11 protein-coding genes and 1 tRNA gene are annotated in these 15,320 nt (G+C 65.1%); 8 read left to right on the forward strand and 4 right to left on the reverse strand.

Features of this window, described 5'->3' with window-relative positions; translation table 11 throughout:
* The first annotated feature begins 82 nt into the window (after positions 1-82).
* The 7 genes from NTZ43_07890 to NTZ43_07920 all read left to right on the forward strand — a co-directional run bounded on the left by NTZ43_07890 (position 83) and on the right by NTZ43_07920 (position 10,962).
* The gene (locus NTZ43_07890; GenBank protein ID MCX5767126.1) at positions 83-2,839 is read left to right on the forward strand and encodes a valine--tRNA ligase; all 2,757 of its coding nucleotides are present in this window, start codon (positions 83-85) and stop codon (positions 2,837-2,839) included.
* Positions 2,836-4,359, forward strand: a complete 1,524-nt coding sequence (locus NTZ43_07895; GenBank protein MCX5767127.1) for an Ig-like domain-containing protein — start codon at positions 2,836-2,838, stop codon at positions 4,357-4,359. The genes NTZ43_07890 and NTZ43_07895 overlap by 4 nt, the downstream gene beginning before the upstream one ends.
* Positions 4,356-5,789, forward strand: coding sequence for an L-seryl-tRNA(Sec) selenium transferase (gene selA, locus NTZ43_07900; GenBank protein ID MCX5767128.1), 1,434 nt, complete (start codon positions 4,356-4,358; stop codon positions 5,787-5,789). The genes NTZ43_07895 and selA overlap by 4 nt, the downstream gene beginning before the upstream one ends.
* Positions 5,786-6,406 (forward strand): HAD family hydrolase, encoded by a 621-nt coding sequence (locus NTZ43_07905; GenBank protein ID MCX5767129.1) that lies wholly within the window; start codon positions 5,786-5,788, stop codon positions 6,404-6,406. Before selA ends, NTZ43_07905 begins: the two co-directional genes overlap by 4 nt.
* On the forward strand, positions 6,403-6,987 hold the full coding sequence (purN, locus tag NTZ43_07910; protein MCX5767130.1) for a phosphoribosylglycinamide formyltransferase: 585 nt from the start codon (positions 6,403-6,405) through the stop codon (positions 6,985-6,987). Before NTZ43_07905 ends, purN begins: the two co-directional genes overlap by 4 nt.
* Positions 6,988-7,012: 25 nt before the next feature.
* Positions 7,013-8,554 carry a bifunctional phosphoribosylaminoimidazolecarboxamide formyltransferase/IMP cyclohydrolase gene (gene purH, locus NTZ43_07915; GenBank protein ID MCX5767131.1) on the forward strand — a complete coding sequence of 514 codons (1,542 nt, stop codon included), beginning with the start codon at positions 7,013-7,015 and terminating at the stop codon, positions 8,552-8,554.
* A gap of 134 nt (positions 8,555-8,688) precedes the next feature.
* The gene (locus NTZ43_07920) at positions 8,689-10,962 is read left to right on the forward strand and encodes a DUF2723 domain-containing protein (protein MCX5767132.1); all 2,274 of its coding nucleotides are present in this window, start codon (positions 8,689-8,691) and stop codon (positions 10,960-10,962) included.
* A 2-nt stretch (positions 10,963-10,964) separates the two neighbouring features.
* Here NTZ43_07920 and NTZ43_07925 read toward each other — a convergent pair whose 3' ends face one another.
* Positions 10,965-11,318, reverse strand: coding sequence for an Hpt domain-containing protein (locus NTZ43_07925; protein MCX5767133.1), 354 nt, complete (start codon positions 11,316-11,318; stop codon positions 10,965-10,967).
* A 131-nt stretch (positions 11,319-11,449) separates the two neighbouring features.
* Here NTZ43_07925 and NTZ43_07930 point away from each other — a divergent pair.
* Positions 11,450-11,534, forward strand: a tRNA-Ser gene (locus NTZ43_07930).
* A 49-nt stretch (positions 11,535-11,583) separates the two neighbouring features.
* Here the strand turns inward: NTZ43_07930 and NTZ43_07935 are convergent.
* Genes NTZ43_07935 through NTZ43_07945 form a run of 3 tightly spaced genes read right to left on the reverse strand, consistent with a single transcriptional unit; the run spans position 11,584 to position 15,249 of the window.
* Positions 11,584-12,114 carry a response regulator gene (locus NTZ43_07935; protein ID MCX5767134.1) on the reverse strand — a complete coding sequence of 177 codons (531 nt, stop codon included), beginning with the start codon at positions 12,112-12,114 and terminating at the stop codon, positions 11,584-11,586.
* Positions 12,107-14,161 (reverse strand): ATP-binding protein, encoded by a 2,055-nt coding sequence (locus NTZ43_07940; GenBank protein MCX5767135.1) that lies wholly within the window; start codon positions 14,159-14,161, stop codon positions 12,107-12,109. The genes NTZ43_07935 and NTZ43_07940 overlap by 8 nt, the downstream gene beginning before the upstream one ends.
* Positions 14,158-15,249, reverse strand: coding sequence for a cobalamin-dependent protein (locus NTZ43_07945; protein MCX5767136.1), 1,092 nt, complete (start codon positions 15,247-15,249; stop codon positions 14,158-14,160). Before NTZ43_07945 ends, NTZ43_07940 begins: the two co-directional genes overlap by 4 nt.
* Positions 15,250-15,320: the final 71 nt, after the last annotated feature.

A 15,320-nucleotide genomic window follows, 5' to 3' on the forward strand; every position in this document is an offset into this window, starting at 1 on the left:
TATAACTTAACCCGCGCGTCTCGTTGGAGCTATGTGCCAAACCATAGCAAAGGGGGGGCGTGGGCGACTATTTTTCAACCAAATGACGAATCCCAGTAACCCGTCCGAGATCCCGCCGCTCTACGACGCGGGGGCCACCGAGCGTGCCCTGTACGCTGAGTGGGAAGCCGCCGGCGTTTTCCGCGCCGACCCCAAGCGCTCGCGCCACAATGGCGGCGACCGTGATCCCTTCACGATTGTGATTCCGCCGCCCAATGTCACGGGCGTGCTCCATATGGGGCATGGACTCAACAACACGGCGCAGGATGTGCTCATCCGCTGGCGCCGGATGGTCGGCGATGAAGCGCTCTGGGTGCCCGGCACCGACCACGCAGGCATTGCCACGCAGAACATCGTGGAAAAAGCGCTCGCCAAAGAAGGCAGCTCGCGCGACGCCCTCGGGCGCGACGCATTTGTGGAACGTGTCAAAGCACATGTGGCGCAGACCGGCGGCGTCATCCTCCAGCAGTTGCGCGCCGTGGGCGCCAGCTGCGATTGGGACCGCACCGCCTACACGTTCAGCCCCGAGCTCTCGCGCGCCGTGCGCGAAGTATTCGTGCGCCTCTACGACGACGAACTCATCTACCGCGGCCACCGCGTCATTCACTGGTGCCCGCGTTGCCTCACCTCGCTCTCCGACGAAGAAGCCGAGTTCGCCGACGAAACGGGCGCGCTCTATCACATTCGGTATCCCGTCAGCGATGACGCATCACGCTTCGTCGTGGTCGCCACCACGCGCCCCGAAACACTTCCGGGCGACGTCGCGGTAGCCGTGCACCCCGAAGACGACCGCTACGCCGATCTCGTGGGGCGTACGCTGGTGCATCCGCTCAACGGGCTGCTCATCCCCGTGATTGCCGACTCGTACGTGGAACGTGAGTTCGGCACCGGCGCGCTCAAGATCACACCAGCGCACGACGCCAACGACTTTGAAGTGGGCAAGCGACACAACCTCGGCCAGCCCGTCATCATCACCCCCGACGGTTTTCTGCGCGACGACCCCGCCGCCGAAGGCGCGCGCACGCCGGCAGAGTTTGTGGGGCTCGACCGCGACGCTGGGCGCAAAGCGATTGTGCGTGCGCTCACCGCACGCGGGCTAGTAGACAAAATCGACCAACGCGTGCACGCCGTGCGCCACTGTTACCGCTGCGACACTGTGGTGGAGCCGCGTTTGAGTGACCAGTGGTTTGTGAAGATGGCGCCTCTCGCCGCCCCTGCCCTGCAGGCGGTGCGTGATGGCAGCATTCGCGTGCTCCCCGAGCGCTGGGAAGCCGTGTATGTGAACTGGATGGAAGGAATCCGCGACTGGAACATCTCGCGGCAGATCTGGTGGGGACACCGCGTGCCCGTGTGGCGCTGCGATGCGTGCCAGTTTGAGAAGGCGTATCGCGACGATCCCACCGCCTGCGAAAAATGCGGTGGCGCGGTGACGCAGGAGACCGACGTTCTCGACACCTGGTTCTCGTCGTGGCTCTGGCCCTTCTCCACCCTCGGCTGGCCGAACGCCGACGCCGAAGACCTGCGCGCGTTCTACCCCACCGACGTGCTGATCACCGCACCAGAGATTTTGTTCTTCTGGGTGGCCCGCATGATCATGGCCGGCTACTACTGCCTTGGCGAAGCGCCGTTCCACACCGTGTATCTGCACGGCACGGTGCGCGACATGCAACATCGCAAAATGTCGAAGTCCCTCGGCAACGGCATTGATCCGCTCGACGTAGTGGCCACCTACGGCGCCGACGCCTTGCGCTACACGATTGTGCAGGGGATGGGACTCGGCGTGGATGTGATGCTCGACCCCACCGATCTCGATAAATCATTTGCCCCTGGGCGCAACTTTGCCACGAAGCTCTGGAACATCGGACGCTTCTTGCTGATGAGCGTCGGGAACGAACCGGTGCGTGCCTTCCACGATCTGCCGGAAGACGCCCTCACCGGCGCCGACCGCTGGATTCTGAATCGCCTCGCCGCGACGATTGCCGAATGCGAAACGGCCTTTGGCCCCGCGCGTCCACGCGACGGGCACTGGCCCGAAGCCGAGCGGAACGCCGGCCTCCGGTTGGATGCATACGCCGAAGCCGGTCGCCGCTTTGTGTGGAACGAACTCGCCGACTGGTATGTCGAAGCCACCAAGGGTCGTCTACAGCAGCCCGGCGATGACCGCGAAGTGGCGCGCGCTGTGCTCACCCACGTGTTCGACCAAGCCCTGCGGCTGCTCCATCCTGTGATGCCGTTTATCACCGAGACGCTCTGGCGCCGGCTTCCCACGTGGACGCCTGGCACCTTCATCGCGGTGGCAAAGTGGCCCACGGCTCCCGCGCTTCGCACCGGTGACGAAGCCTTTGATCTTGCACAGCGCGCCATCACTGCTATTCGGCAGTTGCGTTCGGACTATTCCATTCCACCCGGTCAGCAGATTACCGCGCATCTCGCCGGTGCGAGCGACGCGGTGGCCATGCTGCTCACCGAAGTGGCGTTTGTGTCGCGCCTCGCCAAGTGCACCATCAGCACCGACGCGGCGCCGAAGGGCGCGGCCGCGCACGCGTTACTGCGCGGCGGTGCCGAGCTCGTATTACCGCTCGCTGGCGTGGTGGATCTCGACAAGGAAATCGCTCGGCTCCGTGCGGAGCTCGAGAATCTCGACAAACAACTCGGCGGACTACGCGGCCGGTTGAGCAACACCAAGTTCACCGACAAGGCGCCGCCGGAGCTCGTGGAAGCGGAACGTGCCAAGGAACGCGATTGGACCGCGCGCCGCGATCAACTCGACGCCAAAGTGCGCGCGCTGGTCGCCGAGTGAGCACGCGCCCACCGGTGATGGCGTTGGCCGCGGTCGCGTGGGCCTTGGTCGTGGCGTGCGCGTCGATGGGTCAGCCACCGGGCGGCGCCAAGGACAAAAAAGCGCCGGTGTTACTGTCGGTGACGCCTGACACTGGCGCGCTGCGCGCCAAGGTGAAGGACGTAGTGTTCACCTTCGACGAAGTGGTGAGTGAACGCCCCAAGACGGCACCGACGCTCGATCAAATCGTGGTGGTGTCTCCGTCAGACGGACCGCCAGTGGTGGACTGGCAGCGCACCAAGATCGCCATTCATCCCAAGAAAGGATGGCGCCCTAACACGGCCTACACCGTCACGCTGCTCCCTGGGCTCTCGGACCTGAGCAACAACGACATCAAGAAGGCGCTGTTCACGGTATTCTCCACCGGCGATTCAATTCCCCGTGGCGTGGTGCGCGGCGTGGTGTTCGACTGGATTGGCCAAAAGGTGATTGCCGGCGCTCGCATTGAGGCAATGCTCGGCACCGACACCACACTCGTGTGGCTCACCGCCTCCGATTCGCTCGGTCGTTTTGCGCTCGCGCAAACGCCGCCGTCGGCAGAGCTGCGGGTGCGCGCCTATTTCGACCAGAATCGCAATCGGCAGAAGGATCGCAACGAACCGTGGGACACGGTGACGCTGACGCTCACCGATTCGGCGCGCCGCGACTTCTATGTGTTTTCGCACGACTCGATTCCGCCCAAGATGTCGGACATCGCGTTGGTGGATTCCACGGCGCTCCGCATCAAGTTCGACCGACCGATCAACCCGGCGTCGCCGCTCGCGGTGTCGCAGTTCGTCTTGCTGAACAAAGACTCGTCGGTACGCGCGATTCGCGCGCTTTATGCGTCCTCACGTTTTGATTCGCTCGCAGTGATCGCCAAAAAAGAACGCGACGACTCGCTCGCCAAGGCCGACACCACGAAGGCCACCCGCACGGCGCGAGCCAAGGCGGATTCTGTGCGAGCGGTGGCGGTACGCGACTCCATTGCGCAGGCGCAGATTGATGCCGTGAAAGCGTCGCGCGACACGGTCAAACGCGAACCCGCGCCGAAACCCGCCCGCGCCGCCCCAGTGTCCGACTACGTGCTGCAACTCGTCGCGCCACTCAAGATTGGCGACACTGTACGTGTGCATCTCACCGGTGCCATCGCGCTCGACGGCGCCGTGCGAAAAACCGATAGCAAGATGGTGTACCGCCCCAAGCCGGCACCCAAGGACACGACGAAACGCGCCGGCGCCCCAGGCGCAAAGCCGGGCGCTGCACCGTCGGCGACGTCGACGCCATCCGTCACAAAGAAAACCGCAGCAGATTCATTGCCCGCAAAAAAGCCGAGTGCCGACAGCACCGCGGTGAAGAAGGCAACGACAGACAGCAGCGCGGTAAAAAAACCGGCAGTCGACAGCACTGCGCTCAAGAAAGCCGTTGCCGATTCACTTGCCGCCAAAAAGCCTCCCGTGACGCCCATCGCCGGAAAACCACCGGAGTCGCACACACCGTGACCGATCCGCGTCGCGCATTGCCGGCGGTGGGCACTCTCCTCGAGTATGAGGGAGTGCAGGCCCTGCTCCGCGACGCCCCGCGTTCACTCGTCACCGACGCCGCGCGCGATGCCATTGAGGCGGCGCGCCGAGAACCCGCGGCCGCGCCAGTAGATGCGGCGGGGTGGTGTGCCGCCGTGCGCGCCCATGTGACGCGGCGCGAACGCTCGACGCTCCGGCGCGCCATCAACGCGACCGGCGTCGTACTCCACACCAACCTGGGACGCGCCCCGCTCGCGGAGGTCGCACTCGACGCCATTCGCGAGGTGGCCGGCGGATTCTCCACGCTCGAATACGACGCCACCACCGGCGCTCGCGGCTCGCGCCACGTGCACTGCGCGGCGCTCCTCGCCGAACTCACTGGCGCCGAAGATGCGCTCGTCGTGAACAACTGCGCCGCAGCGCTGGTGCTCGCGCTCAACACCTTCGCCGATGGCCGCGACGCGATCATTTCGCGCGGGGAGTTGGTCGAGATCGGCGGTAGCTTCCGCGTACCCGACATTATGACGCGCAGTGGTGCGCGACTCGTGGAAGTGGGCACCACCAATCGCACCCATGCCGACGACTATCGGCGCGCCCTCTCCGCGACCACGGGCGCCATCGTCAGTGTGCACCGCAGCAACTTCGCGCTCGAAGGGTTTGTGGCGTCAGTGAGCGTGCGCGACCTCGCGCCGGTGGCCGCTGAGGGCGGAGTGCCGCTGCTGTACGATTTCGGCAGCGGGCTCATGCTCGACCTCGCCCCATGGGGACTGCAGGGCGAGCCAACTGCGCGCGACGCGGTGCGTGCCGGTGCTTCGTTGGTCATGATGAGCGGCGACAAACTCCTCGGAGGCCCGCAGGCCGGCATCATGCTCGGGAGCAAGGCGCACATTGGGGCGCTGCGTCAGAACCCGCTGGCGCGTGCGCTACGGGTAGACAAGCTCACCCTCGCCGCACTCCACGCCACACTCGCGCTGTATCGTGATCCGGCGCGGGCCGTACGTGAGATCCCCGCGCTCTCCATGCTCACCGCACCGGCCGACGGACTGAAAGCGCGCGCAGAGGCACTGGCCGCACAGCTGCGCGGCGGTCACCTGAACGTGGAAGTCGTGGCCACCGACGCAACCGTTGGCGGGGGCGCCTTCCCTACCGCGCGCATTCCCTCGTACGCCATTGCGGCCGACGCGGCGCTAGAGCCGGCATTGCGTGACCATGCGATGCCCATTGTTGGACGCGTGGCCGACGGACGCCTGCTCCTCGACCTGCGAGCCGTTGCACCCCACGACGACGCGCGACTTTCCGCGCGCCTCCTCGATGCGTCCACGCAGCACGCATCCACGCAGCACGCATCCACGCAGCACGCATCCACGCAGCACGCGACCGGTGACGCGCGGCCGGTTGCTGCCCCATGACGCATAACCCGCATTCTGGCGTGCTCGCACGAGCCCAACTCGCGGTCACAGGAGACCACTTGTCAAACATTCGCGAAGCGCGCGCCGCGGTCTTTCTGGACCGCGACGGAACGCTCATTCAGGATGTGGGCTATATCAAAGCGCCCGAGCAAGTGGAGCTGGTGAACAGCGCCGCCAACGCGGTGCGTCGCCTCAACTACGCGATGTGGGCCAGCATCATCGTCACGAATCAGTCCGGCATCGCCCGCGGACTGCTCACCGAAGCTGATTATCGCGCGGTGCAGGCGCGCCTCGACGATCTGCTCGCCGAACGCGGCGCTTTTCTTGACGGCCACTACTTCTGCCCGCATCACCCCGATTTCGGCGGTCCGTGCGAATGCCGCAAGCCAGGCACGGCCCTCTACACGCAGGCCGCGCTCGAGCTCGCCGTAAGTCTCAAGGATTCCGTTTGGGTGGGTGATCGTTGGCGCGACATTGCGCCCGCGCTGCACTTTGGCGGGCGCGGCATTCTCGTACCCAACGCCGCCACGCCGCCCGACGACCTCGCCAAAGCACGCGAGCAACTGGAAGTAGCCGCGACGCTCACCGACGCCGTGCACATGATCCTGCACGTATGATGCGCCTCGCGGTGCTCGCCTCGGGGAGTGGCTCGAACCTCGAGTCCATCCTACAAACGCTTGCCTCACGCAGTGCGCCGCCCGCGCAGGTCGTGCTCGTCGCCAGCAACCGCGCGCAAGCCTTTGCGCTCGAACGCGCGCGGCAACGGCACATTGCCACGGCCGTTATTGCCAAACCGTCCGACGGCGCGGCGCTCGAAGCGCTCTTGCTCGAACATCGCGTGGACGTCGTCGTACTGGCCGGCTATCTCAAACTCGTGCCCGCCGAAGTCGTGCGTCGTTGGAGTGGCGCCATCCTCAACATTCACCCAGCGCTGCTCCCGAAGTTTGGCGGCGCTGGTATGTATGGCCACCACGTGCACGAAGCCGTGCTCGCCGCCGGTGACACCGAATCCGGCGCCACCGTGCATCTCGTCACCGACGAATACGACCGCGGCGCCATTCTCGCGCAGGCGCACGTCCCGGTGCTCCCTGGCGACACCGCCCAATCACTCGGCGCGCGCGTCCTGGCCGCCGAGCATGAACTGTATCCGCGCACCTTGCTTTCCTTTGTAGAACAACGCGCCAAGCGCGCGTCCTAGCTCACTCCATCCTCGCGAACGCCCCATGCCACGCGCCCTGCTCTCCGTTTCCGACAAAACCGGCCTCACCGACTTCGCTTCGGCTCTGCACACGCTCGGCTGGGAGCTACTCTCCACTGGCGGCACCGCCAAGGCGATTCGCGACGCCGGCATTCCGTGCGCCGACGTGAGCGCCGTGACGCAGTTCCCCGAGATGCTCGACGGGCGCGTGAAGACGCTCCACCCCGCCGTGCATGGTGGCCTGCTCGCGCGACGCGATTTGCCCGAACACATGGCCGCAATCGCGGCCCACGGCATTCAGCCTATCGATCTCGTCTGCGTGAACCTCTATCCGTTCCGCGCCACCGCGCGCCGAGCTGGCGTGGCACCGCACGAAGTGATTGAACAGATCGACATTGGCGGACCATCGATGATTCGCTCGGCGGCCAAGAACTTTGATAGCGTCTACACCGTGGTGGACCCCGCGGATTACGAGCGCGTGCTTGCCTCCATCACCGCCGGCGCGACGAGCGCTGATGCCGGCGATCTGCGCCGAGCCCTCGCCGCCAAGGTCTTTGAACACACGGCGTCGTACGACGCCGCGATTGCACGCTGGTTTGCCGCACAGCGCGGCGACCGGTTCCCCGAGCGTCTCACGATTGCGCTCGAACACCAGCAGTCGCTGCGGTATGGCGAGAACCCCGGCCAGAATGCCGCGTTCTATGTTGACGAACCGGGCGCCGGACTCGGCGCCCTGCGTCAGCTTGGTGGCAAGGAACTTTCGTTCAATAATTTTCTCGACCTCGAAGGCGCGCTGCTCGCCTCCGATCCGTTTGCAGGCGAAACGGCCTGCGCGATCGTCAAGCACACCACCCCGTGCGGCCTTGCCACGGGAAGTTCTGCGGTGGAAGCCTACAAGAAGGCGCTCGCCTGCGATCCCACCAGCGCCTTCGGCTCGGTGATTGCGTTTACGGTGCCGGTGGACGTGGAAGCCGCAAAGGCCGTAGCCTCGCTCTTTGTGGAGTGCGTGGTGGCACCCAAGTTCGAGCCCGATGCGCTCGCCATTCTGCTTGAGAAAAAGAATTTGCGCGTGCTCGAAGGTACGGCCACGGTGCCCGCGGGCTCGTTTGACCTCAAGACCGTGCGCGGCGGCGTGCTGGTGCAGGAGCGCGCCAGCGCCCGCCTCGACGACGCCGACTGGCAGGTGGTATCGGAGCGCAAACCGACGGCTGCCGAATACAAGGATCTCCTGTTTGCGTGGCGTGCGGTGGCGAGCGTGAAGTCGAATGCCATCGTGCTTGCCCGCGACGGCGCGACTATTGGCATTGGCGCCGGGCAGATGTCGCGCGTGGACGCCGCGTTCCTTGCGGCGCACAAGGCCACCGCCGCCAGCCACACCACCGCGGGCTCCTCGCTCGGTTCGGACGCCTTCTTCCCCTTCCGCGACGGCATCGACCAAGCCGCCGCAGCTGGGGTCACGGCCATCGTGCAGCCCGGTGGCTCGGTGCGTGACGCCGACGTCATTGCCGCGGCCAACGAACACGGCATTGCCATGATCTTTACCGGCCGGCGCACCTTCCGGCACTAGTCCGCCCCCCAGGGCCAGCCGAGGGGCGCCGCTGGGAGGGCGCCCTGGAGCAGGCGCTGGAGCTTCCCCTCTCGGTGACCTCCGATGAGATTTCAGGGTTATCCTCGTTATCGCTCCTCCGGAATTCAGATCTAATGACGACATCGGCCCGCACGGAACTCGACTATCGCCCGTCCTATCTCGCCGCAGCCATCGCGGCGGGGATGGTGATGATCCTGTACATCCTCACCCTCTCGCCCGAAACGGCGATGTGGGACACGAGCGAGTACATCTCCGCCGCCTACGTGCTCGGCATTCCGCATCCGCCGGGGAATCCGTTCTTCGTGCTGCTCGGGCGTGTGTTCACGCTGTTGCCCATCGCTCCTACGATCGCGATGCGCGTGAACCTCCTTGCCGCGCTCTCCAGTGCTGTGAGCGCAGGGATGTGGTTCCTCATCACAGAGCGCGTGCTCGTGGGCTGGTTCACGCAGCGCTGGCAGCGCATTGCCGGCGGCGCGTTGGCCGCGCTGATTGGCGGCACCGCGTTTACCGTGTGGTCGCAGTCGGTGGTGAATGAGAAGGTGTACACGGTGTCGCTCGCTGGGCTCGCGATCATTGCATGGCTCACGGTGCGCTGGTGCGACGATCCGGACGGCCCCAAGGCCGACCGCACGTTGGTACTCATTGCCTACATCCTTGGACTCGGCTACGCGGTGCACATGGCCGGCATTCTTGCGATGCCCGCCGTAGGCCTCGCCGTGCTGATTCGTCGTCCCAAATGGATTCTCCGCTGGCAGCTGTTGCTGGCGTGCGCCGCCGCGATGTTCGTGGGCGGCTCGAGCTTTGCCACGCAGCCCATTCGCGCCGCGCACTTCCCCGCCGTGAACGAAGGCGAACCGACGGCCTGCCGCGCGGGGCTCAACGTCAACTGCACGTTCTCGAAGGGCACCTACGACGCGTTCATGTACAACTTCAACCGCGGCCAGTACGGCAAGCCCGAGTTGAGCGAGCGTCAGGCACCGTTGAGCGCGCAGATCGGCATGTGGTGGCTCTACTTCAAGTGGCAGTGGGTGCGTGACGCCCACGGCGAGCATGTGGCGCTCCAATTGGCGCTGGCGTCGGTGTTCCTCGTGCTCGGCCTGCTCGGCGGGTGGGTGCACTGGAAGCGAGACCCACGCAGCTTTGCGTTCTTTGGGCCGCTCATGTTCACGCTCACGCTCGGCCTCATCTACTATCTGAACTTTAAGTACGGCGCGAGTCAGGACCCGGAACTCGGCGACACCGTGAACCGAGAAGTGCGCGATCGAGATTACTTCTATTTGTGGAGTTTCTCGGCGTGGAGCGTGTGGGCCTCGCTCGGCCTCATCTATGTATGGGAATCGCTGGCCGCGATCATTGGTCGCGAGAAGCACGTCCTCGGCCGCGAGACGATTGAACTGCCAACGAATCGCGCCTGGGCGCTGACCGCGCCGGTGCTGGTGCTGGCCTTTGTGCCACTGTTTGCCAACTGGCAGTCGTCCACGCGCCGTGGGCAAACCGACACCGCTGATTTTGCCATTGACATGCTTAACTCCGTTGAGCCGTACGGCATTCTCGTGACGGTGGGCGACAACGACACCTTCCCGCTCTGGTATGCTCAGGAAGTGCTCGGCGTGCGCAAGGACGTGCTCATTGCCAACACCTCGCTGCTCAACACCGATTGGTACACGCGGCAGATGATTCGCCGTCCCGTATACGATTATGACGAGGCCAAGGGGCCTGCGGTGTATCGCGGACAGAAGTGGATCAAGCCCACCGGCTCGCCGATGGAAATCACGATGGATCAGGCCGACGCTGTACCGCTCGGCCAGGAAATTCGTGAGCCACAAATGTTCCAGGTGGGGAACATCCACGCGGTGGTGCAGCCACGATTCCTCGCGCGTGCCGACATTTTTGTGCTCCAGATGATCAAGGACGCCAAGCGGACGGTGTACTTCAGCCGTACGTCTGGCTCGTATGGCTCGGAGCTCGGGCTCTCGAACTATCTCGTCACGCAGGGGCTCGCGCGCAAGCTGATGCGCGACAGCGTCGTGGCCGGCGCGGACGTGATGAAAGTATCGCCCGAAGGCTGGGTGGACGTCACTCGCACCGGCGCGCTTGTGAAGGAACTCCGTGCGCCGGCGTCGCTGATCCGCAAGAACGAGTGGGTGGACCGCCCGTCGGTGGGGATTCCCTACCTGTACGTGTCCACCGCGTACCTGCTCTCGGAGGCGTACCGGTTGCAGGGGAACGCCACCGAATCGGCGGCGATGATGAAACAGGCACGAGCCGTGGCGCGTGCCACGCAGCTCGATCGCGAGTTGTTTGGTCCGGAGTCAGCGGAGCCGGCGCCAGTGATTCCGAGCGACTCGGCCAAGAAGACGACCGTGCCCGTCAAGCCAAAGCCGTAGGGCTAGGCTCCAGTCGCCAAGGCCTGCATCCAGGTCTTGGCCACGGCATATTCGCGCTGAATGGCGGCCACGCCATTCAGCGCGCCGTCGTTATCCCCTGTTTTGCCGGCGTGCTCGACCACGGCACAGGCCTCGCCCATAGAGTGCGCGCCGAGTTGGCGGGCGCTGGACTTGAGGGCGTGCGCAATGCTGGCCACCTCGCTGACGTTGCCGCTCTCGCGCTCCTCATTGAGCTTGGCAAGCCGTTCCTCGGCAAACTGGATGAAGGTCTGCATCATCATCGCGACCATTTCATCACCGCCGACGCTCTTGAGCAGCTCAATGGCCGACTCGGCGTCCTGGGGAACTTGCGACATGGGGGCGTGCTCCGTCGGTGCAGTAGAGTTCGTTCGATCGGCACGAGGGTGCAGCTGAACGTATTTTGAATCTAGACACCCGCACAAACCTTGCGCCACTAGGCCGCGCCCGTGAGGTTTCGGTGTCTTGGGGAGGGATGCGCCGAATTGGCTAAGGCAGCGGTCTTGAAAACCGCCGTCCGAAAGGACATGTGGGTTCGAGTCCCACTCCCTCCGTGGAACCAGCCGTCTTCAGAGTACACAGCACGATGTCGTTATTACCGTATCAGACTGTGCTCGCGTCAGGCGTACCGCTGGGTGTGCTCGGGCCCTTCTTCGCGCCTGATACAGACGCGAGCGCCATCGAAACGATGATGGCTTCCTGTTCGAGCACCCGAGCCAGCGTGCGCTGCAACTCCGCGTTGCGCGATTCCAGGTCGCCGTTCAGGGCGCGAATCGTGTCCCGCTGCAGCTTGATCTCCAGCTGATTGCGCACGCGGAGCCGCAGATGCGTGAGGTTGAAGGGCTTTATCACGTAGTCGACGGCGCTCATCTGCAACGCGGCCGTCTGCCGTGCGGAGTCCGCCACGACCGTCACGAAGACGATGGGAATGTCTACGAGGGTTGGGTCAGCGCGAGCTTGTCGGGACACTTCGAGTCCGTCGATGTCTGGCAACATGAAATCGAGCAACACCAAATCCGGCAGTTGCTCTTTCATGATGCGCAGGGCGTCGAGCCCGTTGGTGGCGGTCAGGATCGTATACTGATCCTTGAGGGCGAGGACAATCAGCCGGACGTTCAGCTCCTCGTCATCCACCACGAGGATCAGCGGGGGGCGTTGGGGGGGGGGGGGGGGGCAGAGCAAAGAACTTGACGTGCAGCGGCTTGCTCACATAGCCGTCGAAGCCGGCCGCGAGGAATCGCTCGGCGTCGTCCTGCATGGCGAACGCGGTGAGCGCGATCACGCGCGTGTGCGCCCCGGTCACGGCCTCACGGGCGCGCAGGACCTTCAGCGCGGCCTGACCGTCCATCACCGGCATCTGGATGTCCATCAGCACGAGGTCAAAGGCATCCTCCAAGAGCCGTTGCAGCGCCTCTGCGCCATCGGCGGCTATTTTCACCGTGTGACCCAGTTTTTGCAACAGCGCGCGCCCTAACGCCTGGTTGATGCGGTGATCCTCCACGAGCAGCACCGTCAGCGGCGCGCCGGACCAGTGGAGCGTCTGCGAAACCCGTTGCGCCGCGTCGATGCTGGTCACATCGGCCTCGCTCATCTCCAGCGGCAGCAGCACGCGGAAGGTGCTGCCCACCCCCTCCACGCTGTCGGCCGTGACGCTGCCACCCATCAGATTGGTGAGCTGGCGGCAGATCGTGAGCCCCAACCCGGTGCCGCCAAACCGGCGCGTGATGCTGTGCTCGGCCTGCGTGAACGGCTCAAAGACCTCGAGCATCGCCGAGGCAGACATACCGATCCCCGTGTCTGCCACAAGAATCTCGATCATTATCGTGCTTCCGTCGCGCTCGTGCACGTTCACCGAGACCGTGACGCCGCCGCGCTCCGTGAACTTGACCGCGTTGCCGACGAGGTTGAGCACGATCTGCGTGATGCGATGCCCGTCGCCGATGAGCTCCGCCGGCACCTCGCTCGCCACCGTCAGCTTCAGCGAGAGCATCTTGTCCTCGGCACGCGGACGGATGATCCGTGCGGCGTCGGAAATACACGCGCGCAGGTTGAACGCGGACCGTTCGATGTCCACGCGGTCGGCCTCGATCTTCGCCATGTCGAGCAGGTCGTCGATGAGCTGCCCCAACACGGTGCCCGACGTCGCGATGGCCTCCACGGATTCCGCCACCTCCGGCGAGAGCACCTCCTCCTGCAGCAGTTGCGTGAACCCAAGGATCCCGTTCAGCGGCGTGCGGATCTCGTGGCTCATGTTGCGCAAGAAGACGGTCTTCGCGGCGTTGGCGGCGTCGGCCGCTGCGCGCGCCGCGGCGAGCGCCGCCACTTCTGCCATGCGCTCGGTGATGTCCTCGTACATCACCACGAACTGCCGGGGCAGCCCACGGAACGCGCGCACGCGCAGGTGCCGGTTGATGGTCGGCGAGAAGTACTCCCAGCTCTGCGGTTCGCCGGTCTCCACCACCGACGCCATGCGGGCGATCTGCCGCACGTCCGCATCCGGAAAGACTTCGCGGATCGTTCTCCCGATCACGCGTTCCGGCTTGACGCCCACGTGGCGCTCGTAGGCCGCGTTGGCCTCGAGCACGCGAAAATCGACGACCTGGCCATCCGCGTCCGTGATGATCTCGTTGATGGAGCACCCTTCCTGCATTTCCTCAAACAGCAGCCGGTGGCGTGCGTCGCTCGCCACGAGGGCGCTATGCTTCTCCACCAGTCCGTTGTGCAGCCGCTGCAGGCGCTGGCTACTCTGCAAAAGGCTCACGTGCGCGATCGCGCTCTCGCGTTGCAGCCCAAAGGCCGTTTCGTTGATCCGCTCGAGTTCGGCAATATCGAACTCGGCGAGCAACTGCACCTGCGTCCCCTCCCGCCACGCATGCGCCCGCAGGGAGCGTGCGTGGCCGTCGGGATGACCGATCGTCATCAGCCCGCGATAGCCCTGCCCTTCGGCGGCGGCACACGTTAGCGCCGCAAAGGTCGGCTCGATAAAATACCCAGCCACCAGCGCACCAATCGGCATCGGGTCGTGCGTTTCAAAAAGTCGGCGAAAGCCGGCATTGGTCCACACCAGCGCGCCGTGCTCATCCACGGTTGCCGCGCAGACGGCTTCCAGCGCCGCCAGTGCTTCGACTGCTTCCAGTGCTTCGAATCCTTCCGTTGTGTCCCGCGCGGAGAGGCGCGTCATGTTGCGACTCCGTCGACCAGAGCCGTCGCGGCGCCGACCACCGCGCTCGCATCAACCGCGGTGGCGTCCGCCCCGACTTGTCGCAGCACTGCAGCTCCGACCGTATTGATGGCCATTCCGCCGATCATCACCGGGGGCCGCGCGTCGCCGAGGCGTTCGGTGAGTAGCGCAAGGAAGCGCTTCAATGCAGGGAGCTGCGACTCCAACGTCACGGACATGCCGACGAGATCCGGTTTGAAGGCGATGACCTGCTGGAGGAGCGCCCTCTCGGGCACGTTCGCGCCAAGGAACTGCACGTGCCAACCGGAGAGATGGAAGGCGTCCGACACCATCTGCAGACCCACGCTGTGATGGTTCCCGGCTACGCATGCGAGCAACACGCGCCGATCATTGTCGTCCGCCGGCATTGACCGCGACAGGCCGGCGGCCATCAACGACTGCACGATTGCCGTGGCGAGGTGCTCTTGTGCCACCGACACGACGTTCGCGTGCCAGCCCTCGCCGATACGGTAGAGCGCGGGCTGCATCAGGTGGCGTTCGACCTCGATGAGCGTCGCGCCGCGGTCCATGCACCCGTTCATCACGGCCCTCGCGTCGCGCTGGTTGCCGGCCAACAAGGCGTTATGGAACGGAACCGCCTCCGGCCACGACTGGTCTAACACCTCTGTGGCAGTGGGCGTCGTTCCCGCCGCAAGATACGCGGCGCGCGCCGACCGAAGCGCACCGGCCACGATGGCCCCGTGCGCCACGTCCATGTGCTCGGCGAAGTACTCGGCGAGCCATTCGATGGAGAGCGAGAGATGCGCGACTGGCACCGAGCGTGCCGCGAGCACGCCGTGGGTCCAGCGCAGGTAATCGACCATCGACTGCAGGAACCCGAACTCCAGCACCGGCCGCAGGAACTCGAGGTGAAACTGCAGGTCCTCGCGCGTCGCCTCGCGTCCGCGCGCACCAAATCGCTCGTACTCGGCCGCGTACGTGGCGTGGAAGCGTGCGGCAACAGCGCGCACCGCGTCATCACGCAGTGACTGGAACTGCGCGACGCCTTCTGGGGAGAGTTGGTGCGTGATCTCGACTTGTTGCGCCATTGCTCGTTGATACGAACGGTTCTCGGGCAGCGCGGACCGCTGAGGGACACAAGCGGAGGCGCGGGACGTAC

It is taken from the genome of Gemmatimonadota bacterium, from assembly GCA_026387915.1.
Taxonomy (GTDB): domain Bacteria; phylum Gemmatimonadota; class Gemmatimonadetes; order Gemmatimonadales; family Gemmatimonadaceae; genus Fen-1231.